This window comes from Pantoea sp. alder81 (assembly GCF_020179835.1).
Taxonomy (GTDB): domain Bacteria; phylum Pseudomonadota; class Gammaproteobacteria; order Enterobacterales; family Enterobacteriaceae; genus Pantoea.
On the sequence record NZ_JAIUDA010000009.1, the window covers coordinates 42267 to 63830 of the forward strand.

General features: G+C 57.6%; 20 protein-coding genes. 14 read left to right on the plus strand and 6 right to left on the minus strand.

Annotated elements, in window-relative coordinates; genetic code table 11:
- The first annotated feature begins 142 nt into the window (after positions 1-142).
- Together purE and purK are read left to right on the plus strand one after the other, a co-directional pair.
- Entirely contained in the window at positions 143-652 is a 510-nt protein-coding gene (gene purE, locus LBW88_RS21045; RefSeq protein ID WP_038648460.1) for a 5-(carboxyamino)imidazole ribonucleotide mutase, read from the plus strand.
- A complete protein-coding gene (purK, locus tag LBW88_RS21050; RefSeq protein WP_224934091.1) occupies positions 649-1713 on the plus strand; it encodes a 5-(carboxyamino)imidazole ribonucleotide synthase in 1065 nt (354 codons plus the stop codon). Before purE ends, purK begins: the two co-directional genes overlap by 4 nt.
- Positions 1714-1855: 142 nt before the next feature.
- On the opposite strand, the gene ybbP is transcribed toward purK, so the two are convergent.
- Positions 1856-4273 (minus strand): putative ABC transporter permease subunit YbbP, encoded by a 2418-nt coding sequence (gene ybbP, locus LBW88_RS21055; protein ID WP_224934092.1) that lies wholly within the window; start codon positions 4271-4273, stop codon positions 1856-1858.
- On the minus strand, positions 4270-4956 hold the full coding sequence (gene ybbA / locus LBW88_RS21060) for a putative ABC transporter ATP-binding protein YbbA (protein WP_224934093.1): 687 nt from the start codon (positions 4954-4956) through the stop codon (positions 4270-4272). Before ybbA ends, ybbP begins: the two co-directional genes overlap by 4 nt.
- Between ybbA and tesA the strand changes: the two genes are divergently transcribed.
- The 5 genes from tesA to LBW88_RS21085 all read left to right on the plus strand — a co-directional run bounded on the left by tesA (position 4924) and on the right by LBW88_RS21085 (position 8725).
- Complete coding sequence (tesA, locus tag LBW88_RS21065; RefSeq protein ID WP_224934094.1) at positions 4924-5550, plus strand: multifunctional acyl-CoA thioesterase I/protease I/lysophospholipase L1; 627 nt, start codon at positions 4924-4926, stop codon at positions 5548-5550. The genes ybbA and tesA overlap by 33 nt on opposite strands.
- 31 nt (positions 5551-5581) lie before the next feature.
- On the plus strand, positions 5582-6355 hold the full coding sequence (locus LBW88_RS21070) for an SDR family oxidoreductase (RefSeq protein WP_224934095.1): 774 nt from the start codon (positions 5582-5584) through the stop codon (positions 6353-6355).
- Positions 6356-6434: 79 nt separating this feature from the next.
- Complete coding sequence (locus LBW88_RS21075; protein ID WP_224934096.1) at positions 6435-7289, plus strand: thioredoxin family protein; 855 nt, start codon at positions 6435-6437, stop codon at positions 7287-7289.
- Positions 7290-7352: 63 nt separating this feature from the next.
- On the plus strand, positions 7353-8267 hold the full coding sequence (locus LBW88_RS21080) for an SPFH domain-containing protein (RefSeq protein WP_224934097.1): 915 nt from the start codon (positions 7353-7355) through the stop codon (positions 8265-8267).
- Positions 8267-8725 (plus strand): NfeD family protein, encoded by a 459-nt coding sequence (locus LBW88_RS21085; protein WP_224934250.1) that lies wholly within the window; start codon positions 8267-8269, stop codon positions 8723-8725. The genes LBW88_RS21080 and LBW88_RS21085 overlap by 1 nt, the downstream gene beginning before the upstream one ends.
- On the opposite strand, the gene cueR is transcribed toward LBW88_RS21085, so the two are convergent.
- The gene (gene cueR / locus LBW88_RS21090; protein ID WP_224934098.1) at positions 8701-9117 is read right to left on the minus strand and encodes a Cu(I)-responsive transcriptional regulator; all 417 of its coding nucleotides are present in this window, start codon (positions 9115-9117) and stop codon (positions 8701-8703) included. The genes LBW88_RS21085 and cueR overlap by 25 nt on opposite strands.
- Positions 9118-9213: 96 nt before the next feature.
- On the opposite strand from cueR, the gene copA reads away from it, so the two are divergent.
- The 4 genes from copA to ybaK all read left to right on the plus strand — a co-directional run bounded on the left by copA (position 9214) and on the right by ybaK (position 13446).
- Entirely contained in the window at positions 9214-11712 is a 2499-nt protein-coding gene (gene copA / locus LBW88_RS21095) for a copper-exporting P-type ATPase CopA (protein WP_224934099.1), read from the plus strand.
- Between the two features lie 71 nt (positions 11713-11783).
- Positions 11784-12584 carry a TraB/GumN family protein gene (locus LBW88_RS21100; RefSeq protein WP_224934100.1) on the plus strand — a complete coding sequence of 267 codons (801 nt, stop codon included), beginning with the start codon at positions 11784-11786 and terminating at the stop codon, positions 12582-12584.
- 197 nt (positions 12585-12781) lie between these two features.
- A complete protein-coding gene (locus LBW88_RS21105) occupies positions 12782-12937 on the plus strand; it encodes a hypothetical protein (RefSeq protein WP_224934101.1) in 156 nt (51 codons plus the stop codon).
- 29 nt (positions 12938-12966) lie between these two features.
- Positions 12967-13446, plus strand: coding sequence for a Cys-tRNA(Pro)/Cys-tRNA(Cys) deacylase YbaK (ybaK, locus tag LBW88_RS21110; RefSeq protein ID WP_224934102.1), 480 nt, complete (start codon positions 12967-12969; stop codon positions 13444-13446).
- Positions 13447-13536: 90 nt separating this feature from the next.
- On the opposite strand, the gene LBW88_RS21115 is transcribed toward ybaK, so the two are convergent.
- The gene (locus LBW88_RS21115) at positions 13537-14406 is read right to left on the minus strand and encodes a LysR family transcriptional regulator (RefSeq protein WP_224934103.1); all 870 of its coding nucleotides are present in this window, start codon (positions 14404-14406) and stop codon (positions 13537-13539) included.
- A 90-nt stretch (positions 14407-14496) separates the two neighbouring features.
- Here LBW88_RS21115 and LBW88_RS21120 point away from each other — a divergent pair, with 90 nt between their 5' ends.
- Complete coding sequence (locus LBW88_RS21120; protein ID WP_200573229.1) at positions 14497-14928, plus strand: multidrug/biocide efflux PACE transporter; 432 nt, start codon at positions 14497-14499, stop codon at positions 14926-14928.
- Positions 14929-14956: 28 nt separating this feature from the next.
- Here the strand turns inward: LBW88_RS21120 and ushA are convergent, their stop codons facing one another.
- Positions 14957-16708, minus strand: a complete 1752-nt coding sequence (gene ushA / locus LBW88_RS21125; protein ID WP_224934104.1) for a bifunctional UDP-sugar hydrolase/5'-nucleotidase UshA — start codon at positions 16706-16708, stop codon at positions 14957-14959.
- Positions 16709-16871: 163 nt separating this feature from the next.
- On the opposite strand from ushA, the gene LBW88_RS21130 reads away from it, so the two are divergent.
- Positions 16872-18068 (plus strand): MFS transporter, encoded by a 1197-nt coding sequence (locus LBW88_RS21130; RefSeq protein WP_224934105.1) that lies wholly within the window; start codon positions 16872-16874, stop codon positions 18066-18068.
- A 220-nt stretch (positions 18069-18288) separates the two neighbouring features.
- Complete coding sequence (gene ybaL, locus LBW88_RS21135; protein WP_224934106.1) at positions 18289-19977, plus strand: YbaL family putative K(+) efflux transporter; 1689 nt, start codon at positions 18289-18291, stop codon at positions 19975-19977.
- 232 nt (positions 19978-20209) lie between these two features.
- On the opposite strand, the gene LBW88_RS21140 is transcribed toward ybaL, so the two are convergent.
- Positions 20210-21511: an inosine/guanosine kinase gene (locus LBW88_RS21140; RefSeq protein WP_224934107.1), complete on the minus strand. Its 1302-nt coding sequence runs from the start codon at positions 21509-21511 to the stop codon at positions 20210-20212.
- Between the last annotated feature and the right edge of the window lie 53 nt (positions 21512-21564).

The window sequence follows — 21564 nt, forward strand, 5'->3', positions numbered from 1 at the left end:
TCATCTGACCATCCTGACGCATCATTGCCCGTATTCCGGCTACGCAACCGTTTTCCTTGCTCTCTTCTCATGCTATTCTCTGTGCCCTTCTTTACCTGCCCGCCCGGCCAGGTTCGTTTGACTATTCACAGGAGTTGACCGCATGTCATCCAACGCCACCCCGGCTCGTATCGCCATCGTCATGGGTTCTAAAAGTGACTGGGCTACCATGCAGTTCGCCGAGGAAATTCTTAACAGCCTGGATGTTCCGTTCCACGTTGAAGTGGTCTCTGCTCACCGTACGCCAGACAAACTGTTCAGCTTTGCCGAAACTGCCGCAGATAACGGTTTCCACGTGATCATCGCGGGTGCTGGCGGTGCTGCGCATCTGCCGGGCATGATTGCTGCCAAAACGCTGGTGCCGGTGCTGGGCGTGCCAGTACAAAGCGCCGCGCTGAGCGGTGTGGATAGCCTCTACTCCATCGTGCAGATGCCGCGCGGTATTCCAGTAGGCACATTGGCGATCGGTAAAGCCGGTGCGGCTAACGCGGCGCTGTTGGCGGCACAGATTCTGGCGGTGCATGACAAAGAGCTGGCGGCGCGTCTCGCCACCTGGCGTCAAACCCAGACTGATGAAGTGCTGAACAACCCAGATCCGCGGGTGGATGCATGAAACCGGTTTGCGTACTCGGCAACGGTCAGTTAGGCCGTATGCTGCGCCAGGCGGGTGAACCGCTGGGCATCGCGGTGTATCCGGTGGGTCTGGATGCCGAACCTTCTGCCCTGCCGATCGCCGAAAGTGTGATCACCGCAGAGATCGAGCGCTGGCCGGAAACCGCGTTAACGCGCGAGCTGGCGTTGCACCCAGCATTTGTGAACCGCGATATCTTCCCGCGTCTGGCCGATCGCCTGACGCAGAAACAGCTGCTCGATCAGCTGAACCTGGCAACGGCGCCATGGCAGCTGCTGGCAGATAAAGCTGATTGGCCGCAGGTGTTCAGCTCGCTGGGTGAGCTGGCGATTGTGAAACGTCGCACCGGCGGTTATGACGGTCGCGGTCAGTGGCGTTTGCGCGCCAACGAGACCGATTCGCTGCCGGATGAGTGCTACGGCGAATGCATCGTTGAGCAGGGCATCAACTTCAGCGGTGAAGTGTCGCTGGTCGGTGCGCGCGGTCAGGATGGCACCACGGTGTTCTATCCGCTGACGCATAACCTGCATCAGGACGGCATTCTGCGCACCAGCGTGGCGTTCCCACAGGCCGATGCTGCGCAACAGCAGCAGGCGGAAGCGATGCTCAGCGCGATCATGCATGAGCTGAAATACGTGGGTGTGATGGCGATGGAGTGTTTCATCACGCCAGAAGGCCTGCTGATCAACGAACTGGCGCCGCGCGTGCACAACAGCGGTCACTGGACGCAGAACGGCGCGTCCATCAGCCAGTTTGAGCTGCATCTGCGTGCGGTGCTGGGTCTGGCGCTGCCGAAGCCGGTGGTGTTTGCGCCATCGGTGATGGTGAACCTGATTGGCACCGACGTGAATGTTGCCTGGCTGCAACAGCCGCTGGTGCATCTGCACTGGTATGACAAAGAAGTGCGTCCGGGCCGTAAGGTGGGGCACTTGAATCTCACCGACAGCGATCAGGCACGCCTTGCGGCGGCGCTGAACGCGCTGGTGCCGCTGCTGCCGGAAGAGTATGCCAGCGGAATTGCCTGGGCCGTTGAGAAGCTTTGAATGAAAAGGCCGCGCAAGCGGCCTTAAATTTGTGTTGTTTTCCAGGGGCGCATAAATGCGTCCCCTACGAAATAATGCTGCCTTTGACTCCCCTGCAGATTCGATGCCATCGTAGGGGCGGCATTCATGCCGCCCATTACCTTCAAGCCGCTTCAAACCGCTTAAACAGCGCCTTCCCTTTCAGCAGTCGCACGCCCAGCCAGCCGCCGCACAGTGACAACAGCAGTGCGCCGCAAATAGGCAACGCAATCCACAGCGTCCAGTCTGGCTCCCACGGGAAATCGAAGATCTTACGCTGTAATCCCCACAGCGCCGCTTCTGCGCCCAGTGCCGCCGCGATCCCTGACACCACGCCAAGCAAGGCAAACTCGCACCACAGCGTGCCGCGCAGCAGGCGTTTACTCGCACCCAGCGTGCGATACACCACCAGCTCTTGCCTGCGCTGTCGCATACCGACCTGAATCTGTGCCAGCAGCAGCAGTACACCGCAGGCCGTCACCAATACCACCATGATCTCCAGTGCCTGACTTACCTGCGCCAGTACCAGACCGATCTGTTTCAGCATGCTGCCGACATCCAGCAAGCTCAGCGTCGGGAAGGCACGATTGAGCTGGGCCAACAGCGCCGGATTGCTGTCCATGCGGAAGCTGGTCAGCCAGGTTTGCGGCTGTTGGTCCAGCGCGCCTGGCGGGAAGATAAAGAAGAAATTCGGCCGCAGACTCTCCCAATCCACTTTGCGCAGGCTGGTGACTTTGGCGCTGAACTGCTGGGTATCACCGCTGAAGGTCAGGGTATCGCCGAGCTTCAGTCCAAGGCGATCCGCCAGCTCCACTTCCATCGACACTTCACCGGCTTTCGGCGGCCAGCTTCCGGCCAGCAGCGGATTGTGATCCGGTCGCTCCGATTGCCACGTCAGATTGAGTTCGCGGTTCAGCGCGTTATCCATCTTCGGATCGGCTTCTTTGCCGTTCAATTCGGTAAGACGCGCACGCACAATCGGATAGTAGGATTCCGGTTTAACCTGATGCTGATTGAGGAAGTCGCGCACCTGCGGCACCTGTTCCTGCGTCATGTTGAGCAGGAAGTAGTTCGGCGCATCCGGCGGCAACTGCTGCTGCCAGCGATCCAGCAGATCGCCGCGCATCACCAGCAGTAATGCCAGCAGCATGAAAGAGAGCGAAAATGCCGCCAGCTGGCTCAGCGTCATCACCGGCTGTCTTAGCAGACGGTTGATTGCCAGACGCATCGCCAGATTGCGCACCACCAGCTTACGCAGCAGCAACAGCGTGCCCCAGCCGAGCAGTGACAACAGCAGCGCCAGCATTACCACGCCCGCCAGCAGCGCCCACAGCATTTTGCTGCCACCCATCAATAATGCCAGCAGGCCAACCACCACCAGCGCCATCGCAGGCAGATAAAACCGCAGCGGCCAGACGTTCGCCACCGCATCGCGCCGGAGCACACGCAGCGGCTGAGTCGCCATCAGCAGGCGATACGGGCGTAATCCCACCAGCAGCGAAATCACAAACATCGCGCCAATCGCCCACAGCCACGGCCAGAAGCTGGCGGCAGGTAACGCGGCGGGCAGCACCGGTTTGAGCATCGCCAGCAGGATGATCTCAATCCCCTGCCCCAGCACGCTGCCTGCGATGGCCGCCAGCAGCAGCACCGCCAGCCACTGGCCGATGATCAGCCGTTGCAAGGCGTTGCGCGTCGCGCCCAGGGTTTTCAGCACTGCAACCAGATCGTAGCGGCTGCGGCAGTAATGGCTCATCGCCACTGCCACGGCAGCAATCGCCAGCATCAGCGTCAGCAGTGCTGATAACAGGAGGAATTGCTGGGCGCGCTGCATCGAGCGACCCAGCGCATCTTCGGAGTTTTCGACGCTGATCCAGCGCTCACCGGCTTTTAACTGCGGCTGGATCCAGCTGTCATAACGCGCCAGCGGAGCCGGATCGCCGGAGAACTTGTAGCGCCAGCTGAGTCGGCTACCGGGCTGAATGGCACCGGTTTTATCGACATCCGCGAGGTTCATCAGCAGGCGTGGCGCGGTCTGGAACGGATTAAAGCCGCCATCCGGCTCCTGTATCACTTCACCGGCAATACGCAGCGTGGTGTCACCCACATCGACGTTGTCGCCGACTTTGAGGTTAAGCAGCGCCAGCAGTCGCGGCGCGGCCAGCACCGTGCCCGCCTGCGGTTTTAATCCCGGCGGATCGGTCTGCAAAGTGCCGAACATCGGATAGGCATCGTCCACCGCTTTTACATCCGCCAGCTGCGGCGTTTGATCGGCGAAGGTCATGGTCATAAAACTGAGCTGACGACTGACCGAGAGCCCTTCATCGCGTGCTTTGTTCAACCAGGCTTCCGGCGCGGGCGCACTGCTGCGCAGGGTGCGATCGCCTGCCATAAAATCACGGCTCTGCTGACTCAGCCCTTTTTCCATGCGATCGCTGATCGAGCCCAGCGCCAGCACGCAGGCCACCGCCAGCGTCAGCGCCAGCCAGACAATCAGCAGCGACGGCGAGCGCCATTCACGCCAGAACCAGCGCCAAATCATGTCTCCTCCCACAGCTTGCCGTCGCGCAGTCGCAGCCGACGATCACAGCGCGCCGCCAGTTGCTCATCGTGCGTCACCAGAACCAGCGTGGTGGCGAAATCGCGGTTGAGGGAGAAAAGTAAGTCGGCGATGCGATCGCCAGTTTTGCGATCCAGGTTGCCGGTCGGTTCATCGGCGAACAGCAAACCAGGACGGCCGCTAAACGCACGCGCCAGTGCCACACGCTGTTGTTCCCCGCCGGAAAGCTGCGCGGGCAGATGATGCAGACGATCTTTTAAACCGAGCTGAGTCAGCAGATCGACTGATTGCGCGCGGCTGTCACGATCGCTGTCACCGCGCAGCAAGGCGGGCAGCTGCACGTTCTCCAGCGCGTTGAGCGTCGGCACCAGCATAAAGGACTGGAACACAAAGCCCACTTCCCGCGCGCGCAACGCGGCACGTTGCTCTTCGTTCATATTATGCAGCGGCTGACCGAGCAGATTGACCTCGCCGCTGCTGCCATCGTCCAGCCCGGCCAGAATGCCCAGCAATGTGGATTTGCCGGAACCCGATTCGCCAATCAGCGCGATGGTCTCAGCTGGTTTGACAACCAGCTCAACTCCGGTAAGGATGGTCAGCTGATGCTCTCCCTGACCGACGGACTTAGTAAGATGATGAACTGCAACAATGTTTTCCGCTGGCATTATCCCTTCCTGTTGTTATTGCTTCTGCTGGTGTCCCGCATCGCCGCCGCCGATACCTTGCTGGTGCTGGGCGACAGCCTGAGCGCCGGGTATCGCATGTCCGCCACTGCGGCATGGCCCAGCCTGCTCAATAAAACCTGGCAACAGCAGCCCCAGATTATTAACGCCAGCATCAGCGGAGATACCGCCGGACAAGGGCTGGCGCGTTTGCCTGGCCTATTAAAACAGCATCAACCCCGTTGGGTGTTAATCGAATTGGGCGGTAACGATGGCTTACGCGGCTTCCCGCCTGCCAATATCGCGCAGGATCTGAGTAAAGTGATCGACGAAGTCAAAGCCGCCAAAGCGCAGCCGCTGCTGATGCAAATTCGTTTACCCGCTAATTATGGACGTCGTTATACCGAGGCGTTTAGCGCGATCTATCCGCAGCTGGCACAGCAGTACAACATTCCTCTGGTGCCCTTCTTTATGGAGCAGGTCTATCTGAAGCCGGAATGGATGCAGCAGGACGGTATTCACCCCAATCCGGATGCGCAGCCGTTTATCGCCAATCTGATGGCCAACGAACTGGCTCCGCTAGTAAAGCAGAATTAAAGCAGGCGTGTGATTTTTAACAGGTAAAGAAATGCAAAAAACAATCGTAATCACTGGCTGCTCCAGCGGCATCGGTTTAGCGGCCGCCAACGATCTGCAATCCCGCGGCTATCGCGTGATTGCCGCCTGCCGTCGCGCGGATGATGTGGCGCGCATGGAGGCGCTGGGCTTTACTGGCGTCCAGCTCGATCTTGATGATGCGGAAAGCGTAGATGCCGCCGCCGACCGCATTCTGGAATTGTGCGAGCATCGCCTGCACGGTTTGTTTAACAACGGCGGCTTTGGTCAGTACGGCCCGCTGAGCAGCGTCTCGCGTGCGCAGCTGGAAAAACAGTTCTCCACCAATCTCTTTGGTACGCACCAACTGACGATGCGCCTGCTGCCTGCCCTGCAAGCCAGCGGTAATGGGCGTATTATCAATACCAGCTCGGTGCTGGGCCTGATCTCCACGCCCGGACGCGGCGCCTATGCCGCCAGCAAATGGGCGCTGGAAGCCTGGAGCGATGCGCTGCGCATGGAAGTGCGCGATGCCGGCGTGCGCGTGAGTTTGATCGAGCCAGGCCCGATTGCCACGCGCTTCACCGACAATGTGCATCAGGGCGAGCAGGACAAACCGGTGCGTAATCCGGGCATTGCCGCGCGCTTCACCCTGCCGCCGGAAGCGATATTGCCCAAGTTGCGCCACGCGCTGGAAAGCAAACATCCGCGCCTGCGCTATCCAGTGACGCTGGTCGCATGGATGATGAGCCTGCTGAAACGCCTGTTACCGGGCTGGATGCTGGATCGCATCTTGCGCAGCAACTGATCGACAAGCTAGATTTGAACTTGAAGCGGGGCAGCTTGCCCCCATATTCTCAACACACTTTCTGCAAAGAGACGTATTCATGTCACACGCTTTGATTATCGACATCAACGAATCCAACCTGCACCAGACGCTGGAACAATCCACGCAGATGCCGGTGCTGTTCTATTTCTGGTCCGATCGCAGCCAACACTGTCAGGAGCTGACGCCGGTGCTGGAGCGTCTGGCGCAGGAGTACGCGGGTCAGTTCATTTTGGCCAAACTGGATTGTGATAAAGAGCAGATGGTGGCATCGCAGTTTGGTCTGCGCTCGATTCCAACCGTGTATCTGTTCCAGAACGGGCAGCCGGTAGATGGCTTCCAGGGCCCGCAGCCGGAAGAAGCGATTCGCGCACTGCTGCAAAAAGTGCTGCCGCGTGAAGAAGAGATTAAAACCCATCAGGCAATGCAGCTGATGGAAGAAGGCAAACCACTGGATGCGCTGCCGTTACTGAAAGATGCCTGGGCGCTGAGCAACCAGAACAGTGAAATTGGTTTCCTGTTGGCAGAGGTGCTGATCACCCTGAGCCGCAGCGAAGAAGCGGAAGCCGTGCTGGCGGTGGTGCCATTGCAGGATCAGGACACTCGCTATCAGAGTCTGGTGTCGCAAATTGATCTGCTGAAACAAGCTGCGGATACCCCTGAAATTCAACAACTGCAGGAACAGCTGGCCAGCGAGCCCGCGAATGCGGAACTGGCTGCTAAACTTGCTTTACAGCTGCATCAGGTGGGCCGTAACGAAGAAGCGTTGGATCTGCTGTTCAGCTTCCTGAAGAACGATCTCAGTGCCGGCGAAGGTCAGGTACGTAAAATGTTCCAGGAGATTTTGGCTGCGCTGGGTACCGGTGATCCCCTCGCCACCCGCTATCGCCGCCAGCTGTACTCGCTGCTGTACTGATCGGTACCGCGCGTGAAACGGGCCGAACGACTCGGCCCGACAATCTGACAACCAGGAGGTTATATGTTGACTGTGATTCCCGTCATTATCGTGCTCGCGCTCGTTACGGTGTGGGCTGGTGTAAAAATCGTGCCACAAGGCTATCAGTGGACGGTGGAACGTTTTGGTCGTTACACCAAAACCCTACCGCCAGGCCTGAGTTTGATCGTCCCCTTCATGGATCGTGTTGGTCGCAAGATCAATATGATGGAACAAGTCCTAGATATTCCCTCGCAAGAAATCATCTCCAAAGATAACGCTAACGTCACCATTGATGCCGTGTGTTTTATCCAGGTGGTTGATCCTGCGCGCGCGGCCTATGAAGTCAGCAATCTTGAGCTGTCGATTCTCAATCTGACCATGACCAACATCCGTACGGTACTCGGTAGCATGGAATTAGATGAGATGCTGTCGCAGCGCGATAACATCAACACCCGCTTACTGCACATCGTCGATGAAGCCACCAATCCGTGGGGCGTCAAAATCACCCGTATCGAAATTCGCGATGTTCGCCCGCCGCAGGAACTGATCGCGGCGATGAACGCGCAGATGAAAGCCGAACGTACCAAGCGTGCCGACATCCTTACCGCAGAAGGCGTGCGTCAGGCCGCGATTCTTCGCGCCGAAGGGGATAAGCAGTCGCAGATTCTGAAAGCCGAAGGTGAGCGAACCTCCGCCTTCCTGCAGGCCGAAGCGCGTGAACGCCAGGCGCAGGCGGAAGCCAACGCCACGCGTGCCGTGTCGGAGGCGATTGCCGCCGGCGACATTCAGGCGGTGAACTACTTTGTGGCGCAGAAATATACCGATGCGCTGCAGAAAATCGGTGAATCTCATAACAGCAAAGTGGTGATGATGCCGCTGGATGCCAGCAGTTTGCTGGGTTCCATTGCCGGTATCGGTGAATTGCTGAAGGAGAGCCGTCAGGAGCGTAAACCGTGATCCTGATGGAACTGATTGCCCATCCACACTGGTTCTGGCTGACGCTGGGCGGCCTGTTGCTGGCCGCTGAAATGCTCGGCACCAGCGGTTATCTGCTGTGGAGTGGTTTAGCGGCGGTGCTGGTCGGCCTGATTGAGTGGTGCTTCCCGTTCTCGTGGACGCATCAGGGCATGCTGTTCGCTGCGTTGACGTTGCTGTGCGTCTACTTCTGGTATCGCTGGATGCGCTACCGTGAGGTTTCTCAGCAGCCCAACACCCTGAATCAACGCGGATCGCAGATGATCGGGATGCACCTGACCCTGGATTCCACGCTCAAAGATGGTTTAGGTCATGTGCGCATTGGCGACAGCAGTTGGCGTGTACAAGCGACAGAAGATTTGCCCGCTGGAACGCCAGTGATCGTCACCGGTGTGGTCGGCATCACGCTGATGATTCAGCCGCGCTTCCCTTCGCCCTGACGGCAGCAGCCCGCCAGATGATTGATGATCGGGCAATCGGCACTGTCATCGCCGGGGCAGGCTTCAGCAAGTTCCAGCAGTCGCGCGCGCATCGCATGTAATTCTTCGATGTGCGCGGCGATTTCATCCGCTTTCTGCAAGGTGCGCGCTTTGACATCCGCGCTGTGGCGAGCGGGATCGTTGAACAGGGTCACCAGTTCGCGGCATTCGTCCAGCGTAAAGCCGACCTGGCGAGCCTGGCGCAGCAGATTCAGCTCATCGATATGATGCGCGGCGTAGCTGCGGTAACCATTATCACTGCGTAACGGCGGCGTCACCACGCCCTTCTCTTCGTAAAAGCGGATCGCCTTGCTGGTCAGCCCGGTCTTTTTTGCCACATCGCTGATGTTCATGTCTCTGCCTCTTGACCTTCCCCTGAATGGAAGGTTTAGGCTCTATAACTAATGCAAAGTTTGCAGACAGTCAAACCTCTCGTTAAGGAGTTTAAGATGTCACACACACAATTACTGGCGCTGGACGGTTTGTCCTGTGGCCACTGCGTCAAACGGGTCAAAGAAGCGCTGGAGCAGCGTGACGATGTGGAACAAGCGGAAGTCACCCAGCAGGAAGCGCGCGTCACCGGTGCTGCCAGCGTCAGCGATCTGATTGCCACCGTGGAACAGGCCGGCTATCACGCAGCGGTGAAAGACAGCCCAAAGCCTGAGCCGTTGACAGCAACAGAGCCGCCGCCGGAGGCGCTGACAACGGAGTCGCAACCGGCAGAAGAAAACCTTCCGGTTCACCATTTGCTGATTGGCGGCATGAGCTGCGCCAGCTGTGTGAGCCGGGTGGAACAAGCATTGCAGAAAGTGCCTGGCGTTAGTCAGGCCCGCGTCAACCTCGGAGAGCGCAGTGCGCTGGTGTTAGGCGATGCGCAAGCCGAAGCGCTGATGGGTGCAGTGGATCAGGCGGGCTATTCCGCAGAAGTGATCGACGATGAACAGACGCGGCGTGAACGCCAGCAGGTCAGCGCACAGCAGGCGATGCGCCGCTTTAGCTGGCAAGCGGCGTTGGCGCTGCTGCTTGGCGTACCCATGATGATTTGGGGCATGCTCGGCGACAATATGATGCTCAGCGACACCAACCAAACGTTATGGCGCTCGCTCGGCGTTATCACCTTGCTGGTGATGGTGATCGCTGGCGGTCACTTCTATCGCAGTGCGTGGCGTAGCTTACGGCACGGCACCGCCACCATGGACACTTTAGTGGCGCTGGGGACCGGTGCAGCCTGGCTCTACTCGATGAGCGTGGCGCTGTGGCCGGAATTTTTCCCGATGCAGGCGCGACATCTCTATTTCGAAGCCAGCGTGATGATTGTCGGGTTAATCAATCTCGGCCATGCGCTGGAACAGCGAGCACGCCAGCGTGCCTCTAAGGCACTGGAACGGCTGCTGGATCTGACGCCCGCGCAAGCCTGTGTCATCGACGCACAAGGTGAAACGTTAATGCCTCTTAGCGAGGTCCAGCCTGGCATGCTGCTGAAACTGGTGACTGGCGATCGCGTGCCGGTGGATGGCGAAGTCGAGAGCGGCGAAGCCTGGTTTGATGAAGCGATGTTGACCGGTGAAGCGGTGCCACAGGCGAAGCAGCCGGGCGATAAAGTCTATGCCGGGACGCTGGTGCAGGATGGCACGTTGCGCTTCGTGGCACGCGCCACCGGCAGCCACACCACGCTGGCTCGCATCATCAATCTGGTGCGCCAGGCGCAGAGCAGCAAACCGGACATTGGCCGCCTGGCCGATCGCATCTCGGCAGTGTTTGTGCCGGTGGTAGTAGCGATTGCCCTGCTGGCGGGTCTGGTGTGGTATCTGGTCGGCCCGCAGCCACAGTTGGCCTACACGCTGGTGATCGTCACCACAGTGCTGATTATCGCCTGCCCTTGCGCACTGGGGCTGGCAACGCCGATGTCGGTAATTGCCGGCGTCGGCCGTGCGGCAGAACTGGGTGTGCTGGTGCGTGATGCTGATGCGCTGCAGCGTGCCAGCGAAGTCGATACCATCGTGTTTGATAAAACCGGCACGCTGACGCGCGGCACCCCGCAGGTCAGCGATGTGCTGGTGTACGGTGACTGGAATCAACAGCAGGTATTGAGCGCCTCGGCACAGCTGGAACAAGGTTCGAACCATCCACTGGCGAAAGCGATTCTGGCGGCAGCACCGGATCTCAGTGACGAGCCGATTAAGCAATTTCGTACAATACGTGGCAAAGGCGTGAGCGCTAAAGTGGCAGGCAGAACGCTGCTGCTCGGCAATCAGGCATTGCTGGATGAGCACCAGATTGATTACCGCGCCGCACAACAAGATATCGACCGTTTCGCTGCGCAAGGCACCACGCCGGTACTGCTGGCCGATCAGCGCCAGTTACTGGGCCTGATCGCCCTGCGTGACAGCCTGCGTCCGGAGAGCGCGGAGGCTTTACAGCGTCTGCACCAGTTGGGTTATCGGTTAATCATGCTGACCGGCGATCACCAGAAAACCGCGCAAGTAATTGCTGCCGAAGCCGGTATTGATGAAGTGATTGCGGGCGTGCTGCCCGAAGGCAAAGCGCAGGCGATTGCTCAGTTGCAGCAGCAAGGGCGCAAAGTGGTGATGGTCGGCGATGGCATCAACGATGCACCCGCGCTGGCGCAGGCCGATGTCGGCATTGCGATGGGTGGCGGCAGCGATGTGGCCGTCGAAACCGCCGCCATGACGCTGATGCGCAACGATTTGCACTGTGTTGCCGATGCGCTGGCGATGGCAGGCGCGACGCTGCGCAATATGCGTCAGAATTTGCTTGGTGCTTTTATTTATAACAGCCTGGGAATTCCGATTGCTGCGGGCGTGCTCTATCCGTTCACCGGCTTACTGCTCAGCCCGATCGTGGCGGGCGCGGCGATGGCACTGTCATCAATTACCGTGGTGAGCAACGCGAATCGTTTGTTGCGCTTTAAGCCGGCAAAACGTTAATCGCCCTCTCTGCCCTGTTTTTCAGTGACTGAAATCGCTAGCATGGATTTTTGACTTCAAAAGGACAGGGCATGAGACGCAATCTGTGGCACAGCTTCCAGCAGATGGCCGCCAGCCTCTTCCCGGCGCGCTATACCTGGCCGGCAATGGATATCAAATTGGGCGATCGACGCTTGCATCTGGCGGGCAGCATTCATATGGGCACGCGCGATATGCAGCCGTTGCCGGCTGGTCTGTTGCGTCAGCTGAGTCAAGCCGATGCGTTGATTGTCGAAGCCGATATAACCCAGGGCGCATCGCCCTTCAGCAATGACGATGACTATGCACCGTTGGCGATGCGACTGGATGCAGACGTGTTGCAGCGGCTGGATGCCCTGTGCGATGAGCTTTCGCTTTCCATGACGGTGTTCGATACGCTGCCGTTCTGGCAAATCGCCTTGATGCTGCAGGCGCAACAGGCGCAGCGCCTGGGGTTACGGCCGCAATACGGTATCGACTACCAATTGCTGATGGCAGCAAAGGCGGCCAATAAGCGCATTATCGAATTAGAAGGCCCGGAAACCCAGATCGCGCTGCTGAAGTCGCTGCCGCAGGAGGGTTTATCGCTGTTACTGGATACGCTGGAGCATTGGCACACCAATGCCCGCCTGCTGCAAACCATGATCAGCTGGTGGCTGGATGCGCCACCCAGTCAGCAGCCGGTGGCGCTGCCGACCACCTTCAGTAGCGATCTTAATGACACGCTGATGCGTAATCGTAATCAGCACTGGCGCGAGTTATTGCAGGCGCTGCCAAAAGGCCGCTATGTGGTGGCTGTCGGTGCGCTGCATCTGTATGGCGAGGATAATTTGCCAGGGTTGCTGAAGTCGTAACCAGCGCTAGCGCAAAACCTGTTGTGCCCACAAGTTCTGAAAGTCATCAGTACGAGGAAGTGCGTCTGTATGATCGTGCGGAAAAAAGGTTTGGCAGTTGAGCAGTTGAGCAGTTGAGCAGTTGAGCAGTTGAGCAGTTGAGCAGTTGAGCAGTTGAGCAGTTGAGCAGTTGAGCAGTTGAGCGGCAGGCAAAGCGGATGCGCGGCGAATTGCAGGCAAAAAAGAAGGCCAATATCGCTATCGGCCCGTCAAAGAGGAATTTGTTTATGATTTTGGTTATCACCAGCATTGCTGGCGCCGGCCAATTTTCGCGCAAAGTTCAGAATTTCGCCAGTATTATTCACCAAAACTGAAATAAGAATTTTCGTAGCAAGGACAGAACATGACACCCGCCGTAAAACTGCTGGAAAAACAAAAGGTCGCTTTCACTCTGCACCCTTACGAGCACGACAGCCATGAAACAAATTTTGGTGACGAGGCGGTGCGCAAGCTCAATCTCGATGCGCGTCAGGTGTTCAAAACCCTGTTAGTGGCGCTCAACGGTGATGCCAAAGCGCTGGCGGTAGCCGTGACGCCAGTCTCCTCGCAGCTCGATTTGAAAAAAGTGGCAAAGGCGTTGGGCGCGAAAAAAGCCGACATGGCCGATCCGCAACTGGCGCAGCGTGTGACCGGTTATCTGGTGGGTGGCATCAGCCCGCTGGGGCAGAAAAAACGCCTGCCGACGGTAATCGACCAACAAGCGGCGGAATTTGCCACCATCTTTATCTCCGGCGGCAAGCGCGGGCTCGATATTGAACTGGCGGCGCAGGATCTGGTGCGACTACTGGATGCCGCACTGGCGGACGTGGCGCGCCGTGATTAATTCGGCTGCTGGATGTCGTACTGGCCGACGTGGCACGCCGCGATTAATTCGGCTGCTGGATGCCGCGCTGGCCGACGTGGCACGCCGCGATTAATTGGGCTGCTGAGCGCAAAGCTGATCGATCATCCAGCGTCCGGCGGGTCCCGGCGGATTGCGGCGCGACCAGATCACATCCACCGCGATGCGCTGTGGCCAGCCCGGCACCGGTAACTCTTTCAGCACCTGATGACCAAACTGCTCCACCAGCCAGCGCGGTAACACGCTCCAGCCGAACCCCTGCTCCGCCATCTCCAGCAGCAACAAATAAGAAGGCGCCGACCACACGCGCCCGGCGGGTAGCGGTTCACGGTTTTGCACCCAGGTATTAAGCCGCAAATGGCGTAACTCACCGAGCTGTGCCTCACTCACCTGCTTTGATTGCGATAACGCATGATCCTGATGCAGATAGATCGCCATCTCCGCCCCCACCTGCAAACGCGCCACCGCCAGATCCGGCGGCAGCTGTGGCTGCGCGCGCACCACACCAAGATGCACACGCCCGGCCTGCAACAGATCCAGCGCATCCGCATCTTCAGCAATCATGCATTCAAATTCGATATCCGGATAACGCGCTTCAAAGCGGTTGAGCAAATTTTCATGGTGATCGGCCTGCCAGAAATCAGAGATCGCAATGCTGAGACGTGGTTCAACGCCCTGCGACAGCCGCACCGCCAGCTCATCCAGCCGCTGGCTGGCCGCCAGAATCTGCTGCACCTGCGCCAGGGCACGCTGCCCTTGTTCGGTTAATACCGGCTGACGGCCGCTGCGATCAAACAGCGTGAAACCCAGATCGTCTTCCAGATTAGCCACTGCGCTGCTGATAGTGGATTGGCTTTTTGCCAGCGCCCGCGCTGCCGCAGAAAACGAGCCGCTGGCAACGGTCTGCACAAAGGCCTCAAGGGATTCCGGGGAGTATTTCATGGTGAACCATCGCTTTTATCGATAGGTAATCATTTTATCTTAGCATTTCGCGGTGAGAAAATGTGTCGCGTTACCTAATAGGAGGTTTATATGCGTACCCGTTCGCTGAAAGAACGTTTTTATCATGCTGCAGGATTTGAAGTGCTGGCGATTCTCACGGTGGCACCGCTGGCAGCCTGGATTATGGAAAAGCCGCTGTTTCAGATGGGCGCGCTGGCGATTATGTTGTCAACGGTCGCCATGCTGTGGAACATGATCTATAACACCGGTTTTGATCGCATCTGGCCGCCGCAGAGAAAACGCGGCCTCGGTCTGCGCGCCATCCACGCGCTGGGCTTTGAAGGGGGCTTTATCGTCATCGGTTTACCGATTGCCGCCTGGATGCTGAAGATTACGCTGCTGCAAGCCTTTATGGTGGAAGTCGCGTTCTTCCTGTTCTTCCTGCCCTATACCATGGCTTATAACTGGATGTGGGATAAATTGCGCCAGCGCTGGCTGACGCAGAAATCCTGTCAGGCATAAAACTACGGCGCCCCATCGGGCGCCGTTTTTAATTGTGCAGCGCGCGCGGCCAGATCCACGCCAGAATGGCCTGCGGGTAGCTGCGCTTGCGCGGTTTCTCCTGCGCTTTATCGCGCTCCTGCACCTGCGCTTCCGTCAAATGCACAATGCCGGATGGCGCATAGTCAGCGATTTTCAGCGGAGAGTGTGCCGTGACGTAATCACGCAGCACATCCGCATCACGCAGTCCGGTATTGCTGAAGCCCGCATGTGTCTCGATGTTGGGATAACCATCACCGCCGCTGGCATTAAAGCTGTTGGTGGCCAGGCGATAGGTTTTGTCTTTTTGCAGCGGCTCGCCGTTGATCTTCACCTCGCTCACCGTTTTGCCATCCGCCACCAGACTGATATTGCTGAACTGTGCAAAACCACCGGAGTTGGTTTTGATGTTGGCAACCGTAGCAAGATACTTCAGCAACTCGTCTCCGGTCAGCGTCACCGACACCACCTGATTACCAAACGGCTGCACCTGCAACAGGTCGCGCCAGCTCAGCTTGCCTGCGGCCAGCGAGGTGCGAATGCCACCGCCACTGATCACCGCGAAATCCGCTTTGGTCGCTGCCATCTGCGCGCGCAGAATCAGCTGACCAAGATTGGTTTGTTCAAAGCGCACCTTATCGCGTTCCCCGACAAATACGCCGTCGCTGCTACCGACACTCACGTCGAGCTTCTTCGCCGCGCGCAGTTGATACGGCGTCAATAGCTTCATCATCGCGCTGTTTGGCGGAATCTCTTCCTGCCAGGTGAGCCAGGAAACGCTGCCATCCAGATTCTTCACTTCGTGCTTGAGATTGACCGGGATTAGCTGATAGCTGTCCAGCGTCAACTCACCGTTGCGGAAGGTGAAATCACCGCGTCCGACATGTTTGCCCCACTCTTTCGCCTGCATGATCCACACGCCGTTTTGACGATCGGGCTGGCATGGTTGGCCGGGCTGATAATCTTTCACGCTGACGTTATCTTTCTCCATGCACACCGCATCCTGTGAGTGGCCACCAATAATCACATTAATCGTGCCCGGCGGCAGGCTGCGCGCCAGTTCCACATCACCCGGTGCGTTGCTGCCGTGCTGCCCATCGTCGTAATGGCCCATGTGCGTCAGCGCTACGATCACATCGGGTTTCTCGCTGGCACGCAGTTCCGCCACCGCTTTTTCCGTCTCTTTCACCGGATCGCGGATATCGATGTTGGCGATATTTTCCGGGTTGGAAATTTTCAGCGTATCGGTGGTGGTCAGGCCGATCACCGCAATCTTCAGCCCCATGCGATTAAAGATCGCCCACGGCTTGAACAGGCGCTGATCGCTACCCTTTTGATAGATATTTGCGGAGAGGAACGGGAATTTGGCCCACTTCTGTTGCTGTTGCAGCACGCTGATCGGCTTATCGAACTCGTGATTGCCGAGCGCCATGGCATCGTAACCGATCAGGTTCATGCCGCGAATATCAGGTTCGGCATTGAGCAGATCCGATTCCGGCACGCCGGTATTCACGTCTCCAGCGGAAAGGATCAAGGCACCGCCGCCTTTGGCCTGCACATCATAACGCTGTTTATCCATCAGCGTTTTTTGCGCCGCCAGACCATATTCGCCCTGCGTGTTCGTCCAGTAGCGACCGTGATGATCGTTGGTGTGCAGAATACTGAATCGATAACTGCGATCCGTTTGCCATGCCTGCGCCAGCATCGGCAGCAACAGCATGATCAGCGCCAGCCAGCGCCCTCTCCGCGGGAATAACAACAAAGCCGATCTCCTTATTCTGCGTATTTCCACTTTGCCGTGGACTTAATGTGCTTTATCACCCATCTGTGTCGCACAGATGGCACTTTAACTCAAGACCAAAGGCTTATAGAGTCGAACAGGTAGTAACAAACTGATAACGATAACCGCACTCTTCAGGATTTTTATGGCAAGTGACATCGCAACCCCGACACGCGCACCGGGACGGACCGCTTTTGGCATTTTAGGTGCCATCAGCCTCGCGCATCTGCTCAACGATATGCTGCAATCGCTGCTGCTGGCTATTTACCCGATGCTGCAAAAAGATTTTAGCCTTAACTTCGTCCAGATAGGTCTGATAACGCTGACCTTTCAGGTCACCGCTTCGCTGCTGCAACCGATCATCGGCCATTACACCGACAAATACCCCAAACCCTGGTCATTGCCGGTGGGAATGGGCTTCACGCTCTGCGGATTGGTGTTATTGACGTTCTCCAGCACCTATCCGCAGGTGCTGCTGGCGGCCGCGCTGGTGGGCAGCGGTTCCTCGGTGTTCCATCCGGAATCTTCGCGCGTGGCGCGTATGGCATCCGGCGGGCGGCACGGTTTAGCCCAGTCGCTGTTCCAGGTGGGCGGCAACTTTGGTAGCGCGTTAGGCCCACTGCTGGCGGCAATGATTGTTGCCCCTTACGGCAAAGGGCATCTTGGCTGGTTCGTGCTGGCCGCGCTGCTCGGCATAATTGTGTTGCTGCAGGTCAGCCGCTGGTATAGCCATCAGCAGCGCGCTAACAAAGCAAAAGCTTCGGTGGCCCCGGTCAATCCGTTGCCGCGCAAGAAAGTGGCGCTGGCGATCAGCATTTTGCTGCTGCTGATCTTCTCTAAATACTTCTATCTCACCAGCCTGAGCAGCTATTACACCTTCTATTTAATTGAGAAATTCGGACTTTCTGTTCAGGCCTCGCAATTCCATCTGTTTGCCTTCCTCGGCGCGGTGGCCGCGGGCACCATTATTGGCGGGCCTATTGGCGACAAAATTGGCCGTAAATACGTGATTTGGGTATCGATTCTCGGCGTTGCGCCCTTCACCTTGCTGCTGCCACACGCCAACTTAATGTGGACCAGCGTGTTGAGCGTGATCATCGGTTTGATTCTCGCCTCCGCTTTTTCCGCCATTCTGGTGTACGCACAAGAGCTGATGCCGGGGCGTATCGGTATGGTTTCCGGACTGTTTTTCGGTTTTGCCTTTGGCATGGGCGGGCTCGGTGCTGCGGTGCTCGGCGTGGTGGCGGATCACACCAGCATCGAATGGGTATATCAAATCTGTGCCTGGCTGCCTTTAATCGGCCTTTTAACCGCTTTCTTACCCGATAACCGCCACGCTTAAGCCGCTTTTGGGGGGCAACTCTTTTTCTTCGCCCCCCTCCATTCTGCGGAAAACCTGCCGATAGTGTGAGATAACTGAGGAAAATGCTGCTTCAGCTGCGTTTTCTTCTCATTTTTTCAATTTAATCGCTTTTCACCGCTCAAATGTTTAAACGTGGTTAGCGATTGTGCATTACACTGGGTTGTTACAAGCGGATACATTTACACACAAGGAGACAGGCATGCATCACACCACACCGTTGATCACCACCATTGTCGGGGGCCTGGTCCTCGCCTTTATCCTTGGAATGATTGCCAACCGCCTGCGTATCTCTCCGCTGGTCGGTTATCTGCTTGCTGGCGTGCTCGCCGGTCCCTTTACCCCTGGCTTTGTCGCCGATACTAACCTTGCCCCTGAACTCGCCGAGCTCGGCGTGATTCTGCTGATGTTTGGCGTGGGTTTGCACTTCTCGCTGAAGGATTTGATGTCGGTAAAGTCTATCGCCATTCCCGGCGCCATCGCGCAAATCGCGGTGGCGACTTTGCTGGGAATGGGATTGTCGTGGGCGATGGGCTGGTCGTGGATGACCGGCTTAGTGTTTGGTCTCTGCCTCTCCACCGCCAGTACCGTGGTGTTACTGCGTGCGCTGGAAGAGCGTCAACTGATTGATAGCCAGCGTGGGCAAATCGCTATCGGCTGGCTGATCGTCGAAGATTTGGTGATGGTGCTAACGCTGGTGCTGCTGCCCGCGATTGCCGGCATGTTACAGGAAGGCAACGCCAGCCCTACTCTGCTGCTGTGGGATTTGATGCTGACCATCGGCAAAGTCGTCGCCTTTATGGTGCTGATGATGGTGGTGGGCCGTCGTGTGGTGCCGTGGATTCTGGCGAAAAGCGCCGCTACCGGCTCGCGTGAACTCTTTACCTTATCTGTACTGGCGCTGGCGTTGGGTATCGCTTTCGGTGCGGTTGAATTCTTCGATGTCTCCTTCGCCCTCGGCGCCTTCTTTGCCGGTATGGTGCTCAACGAATCCGAACTCAGCCACCGTGCGGCGCACGATACTTTACCGCTGCGCGATGCCTTTGCCGTGCTGTTCTTTGTCTCGGTCGGCATGCTGTTTGACCCGATGATCCTGATTGAGCAGCCGCTGGCGGTATTAGGCGCGCTGGCTATTATCGTGCTGGGTAAATCCATCGCCGCCTGGCTGCTGGTCAGCCTGCTTGGCCACTCGCGGCGCACCGCGATGACCATTTCGGTGAGTCTGGCGCAGATTGGTGAGTTCGCCTTTATTCTTGCCGGTTTGGGCATTTCGCTGGGTATGTTGAGCGATGAGGGCCGAAACCTGGTGCTGGCGGCGGCGATTCTCTCCATCATGCTCAACCCGATTCTGTTCACCATACTAGAGCGCTATCTCGAAAAGACCGAGACTATCGAAGAGCAGACGCTGGAAGAAGCCATAGAAGAAGAGAAGCAGATTCCAATGGATATCTGCAATCACGCGGTGATCGTTGGTTATGGCCGCGTCGGTAGCCTGCTGGGCCAACAACTGCTGGAGGCCGATGTGCCGCTGGTGGTGGTGGAAAACTCCCGTCCGCGCGTCGAAGCGCTGCGTGAGCAAGGGATCAAGGCGGTGCTGGGCAATGCGGCTCGCGTCGATACCATGGAATTAGCCCGCCTTGACTGCGCGCGCTGGCTGCTGCTGACCATTCCAAATGGCTACGAGGCCGGGGAAATTGTCACTGCCGCCCGTGAAAAGCGTCCGGATATCGAAATTATTGCCCGTGCGCATTACGACGATGAAGTGAATTACATCATGGAGCGCGGCGCTAATCGTGTGGTGATGGGTGAACGTGAGATCGCCAACAGCATGCTGAATGTGCTGCAGGAAGAGATCGCGCAGAACCCGATTGTGCGTGAGTGCCCGATTTAACGACGTGTAGTGATGGGCCAGGTCGCCATTAATGGCGACCCTACTGAATTTATGTTTATCAAATAGTTAGCGCGTAGATTTAGCAGTCACAGCTGAACAAATGCGCATCAATCTGCCCAACTTTGCGCATCGATTTCGCAGGCATAGAGGAACGGATACGCACCAATCCTCCCAACTTTGCGCATCGATTTCGCAGTCATAGCGAAACGGATGCGCATCATCGGTTTCAGCCTTATCTGTCCCAGTACGACTCTTCTAAACTGTCTTCCCGCTCTGGCAGGCCGCGCATCAGACGCGGTGAATGCTGATTCAGCACCTGATAGCTCACCCGATTGGCATATTTGCACACCTGCGCCAGCGACGAATAGGTGAGATAACCACGTGCATGCTTGCTGGAGTTCGGCACTTTCTGACGGTGGAAATTATTGGCGGTGATATCGTGCAGCAACGCGGCTAAGGCACCATCACCGGCGCCGTTGGTGTTCATGATCTTCTCAGGGCCCCCCATATAAGGCGCGATGTGCGAGAAGATGCGTAGCGGTTGCTGGCAATCCTGATGACGCATAGCGCGGCTAAACTCATATTGGTTGAATTCGGCTATCGCGCCCGGCAGCAGCGGATGATTGGTTTTGCGCTTGAACTCATCTTCGGTGAAGCCAGCCATGTACAAACCCGTCGGGCCGGCGGTGCACAGCACCAGATCCACCCAGTCCAGCGCAATATTCGACGCCAGCAGTGGATCCTGCTCACCGGTCAGCGCCAGCGCCTCTTCTTCGTTCATCGCCACGATCGAAACATGATCGCGCAGGAAATCGCGCCAGAACTGTGGATCGTCCTGAATCACATATTTGGTTCCCAGCGTCAGCACCACCGGCACGTCATGCTTTTTCGCGTATTCGATGGCACGCAGCGTGGCTTCCGGCATCGGCTCACCCGGCTGGCAGCGCACCAGATAGGAAGTCAGCACCAGCGCCGACGCCCCGGCAATCACCTCTTCTGGAATGCTGTCCGCTTGAAGTTGGTTCATCAACCCCGGACTGATAGCAAAGGTGCGTTCGCCCTGCTCACCAATCAGGGTGAAGCAGCGGCCAATCGCGCCATCCACGCCTTGCAGGAAATTGAGATCCATACGGCTGGAGGTGTTGCACAGATAACGATAAGCGTAGCCGCCAATCTGGATGTTGTTGCACATCACGCCGAGCAATACGGAACGGTCATCGGCCAGTACGGAATAGTTGTGCAGCGTGTTACCGATGGTGCCACCAGCAAATTGATGGCTGATCAGCGCATCACGCATCAGCTCGTTGTACAAAGCCTCTGCGGTGGCATCGTCGATCACCAGAGAGTGACCGGCGCTCAGGCCGTAGCGTTGCAGGAAGTCATCATCAACTTTGGCTTCAATATCCACCAGCGTCTGGTCGATACCCACCACCCAACTGCCCTCTTCCTGCTCTTGAGGTGTGGCTTGCAGCAGCGGGTCGCGCGCGTTAACGGGGAAATAGTGTTTGGATTTGCGTTTGCCGGGAAATTTCATCGTGGCTGCCGTAAGGGAAATCTGACAGAGAATGATATCACACTCTCTGCCAG

Bases quoted from the DNA above. Each gene is read 5' to 3' on its own strand.
- cueR (WP_224934098.1), bottom strand. From the start codon at position 9,117: ATGAACATCAGCGATGTGGCAAAAAAGACCGGGCTGACCAGCAAGGCG.
- ybaL (WP_224934106.1), top strand. From the start codon at position 18,289: ATGCATCACACCACACCGTTGATCACCACCATTGTCGGGGGCCTGGTC.
- LBW88_RS21130 (WP_224934105.1), top strand. From the start codon at position 16,872: ATGGCAAGTGACATCGCAACCCCGACACGCGCACCGGGACGGACCGCT.
- purK (WP_224934091.1), top strand. From the start codon at position 649: ATGAAACCGGTTTGCGTACTCGGCAACGGTCAGTTAGGCCGTATGCTG.
- ybaK (WP_224934102.1), top strand. From the start codon at position 12,967: ATGACACCCGCCGTAAAACTGCTGGAAAAACAAAAGGTCGCTTTCACT.
- LBW88_RS21070 (WP_224934095.1), top strand. From the start codon at position 5,582: ATGCAAAAAACAATCGTAATCACTGGCTGCTCCAGCGGCATCGGTTTA.
- LBW88_RS21075 (WP_224934096.1), top strand. From the start codon at position 6,435: ATGTCACACGCTTTGATTATCGACATCAACGAATCCAACCTGCACCAG.
- ybbA (WP_224934093.1), bottom strand. From the start codon at position 4,956: ATGCCAGCGGAAAACATTGTTGCAGTTCATCATCTTACTAAGTCCGTC.
- copA (WP_224934099.1), top strand. From the start codon at position 9,214: ATGTCACACACACAATTACTGGCGCTGGACGGTTTGTCCTGTGGCCAC.
- LBW88_RS21115 (WP_224934103.1), bottom strand. From the start codon at position 14,406: ATGAAATACTCCCCGGAATCCCTTGAGGCCTTTGTGCAGACCGTTGCC.
- ybbP (WP_224934092.1), bottom strand. From the start codon at position 4,273: ATGATTTGGCGCTGGTTCTGGCGTGAATGGCGCTCGCCGTCGCTGCTG.
- tesA (WP_224934094.1), top strand. From the start codon at position 4,924: ATGATGAACTGCAACAATGTTTTCCGCTGGCATTATCCCTTCCTGTTG.
- LBW88_RS21100 (WP_224934100.1), top strand. From the start codon at position 11,784: ATGAGACGCAATCTGTGGCACAGCTTCCAGCAGATGGCCGCCAGCCTC.
- purE (WP_038648460.1), top strand. From the start codon at position 143: ATGTCATCCAACGCCACCCCGGCTCGTATCGCCATCGTCATGGGTTCT.
- LBW88_RS21120 (WP_200573229.1), top strand. From the start codon at position 14,497: ATGCGTACCCGTTCGCTGAAAGAACGTTTTTATCATGCTGCAGGATTT.
- LBW88_RS21080 (WP_224934097.1), top strand. From the start codon at position 7,353: ATGTTGACTGTGATTCCCGTCATTATCGTGCTCGCGCTCGTTACGGTG.
- LBW88_RS21105 (WP_224934101.1), top strand. From the start codon at position 12,782: ATGCGCGGCGAATTGCAGGCAAAAAAGAAGGCCAATATCGCTATCGGC.
- LBW88_RS21140 (WP_224934107.1), bottom strand. From the start codon at position 21,511: ATGAAATTTCCCGGCAAACGCAAATCCAAACACTATTTCCCCGTTAAC.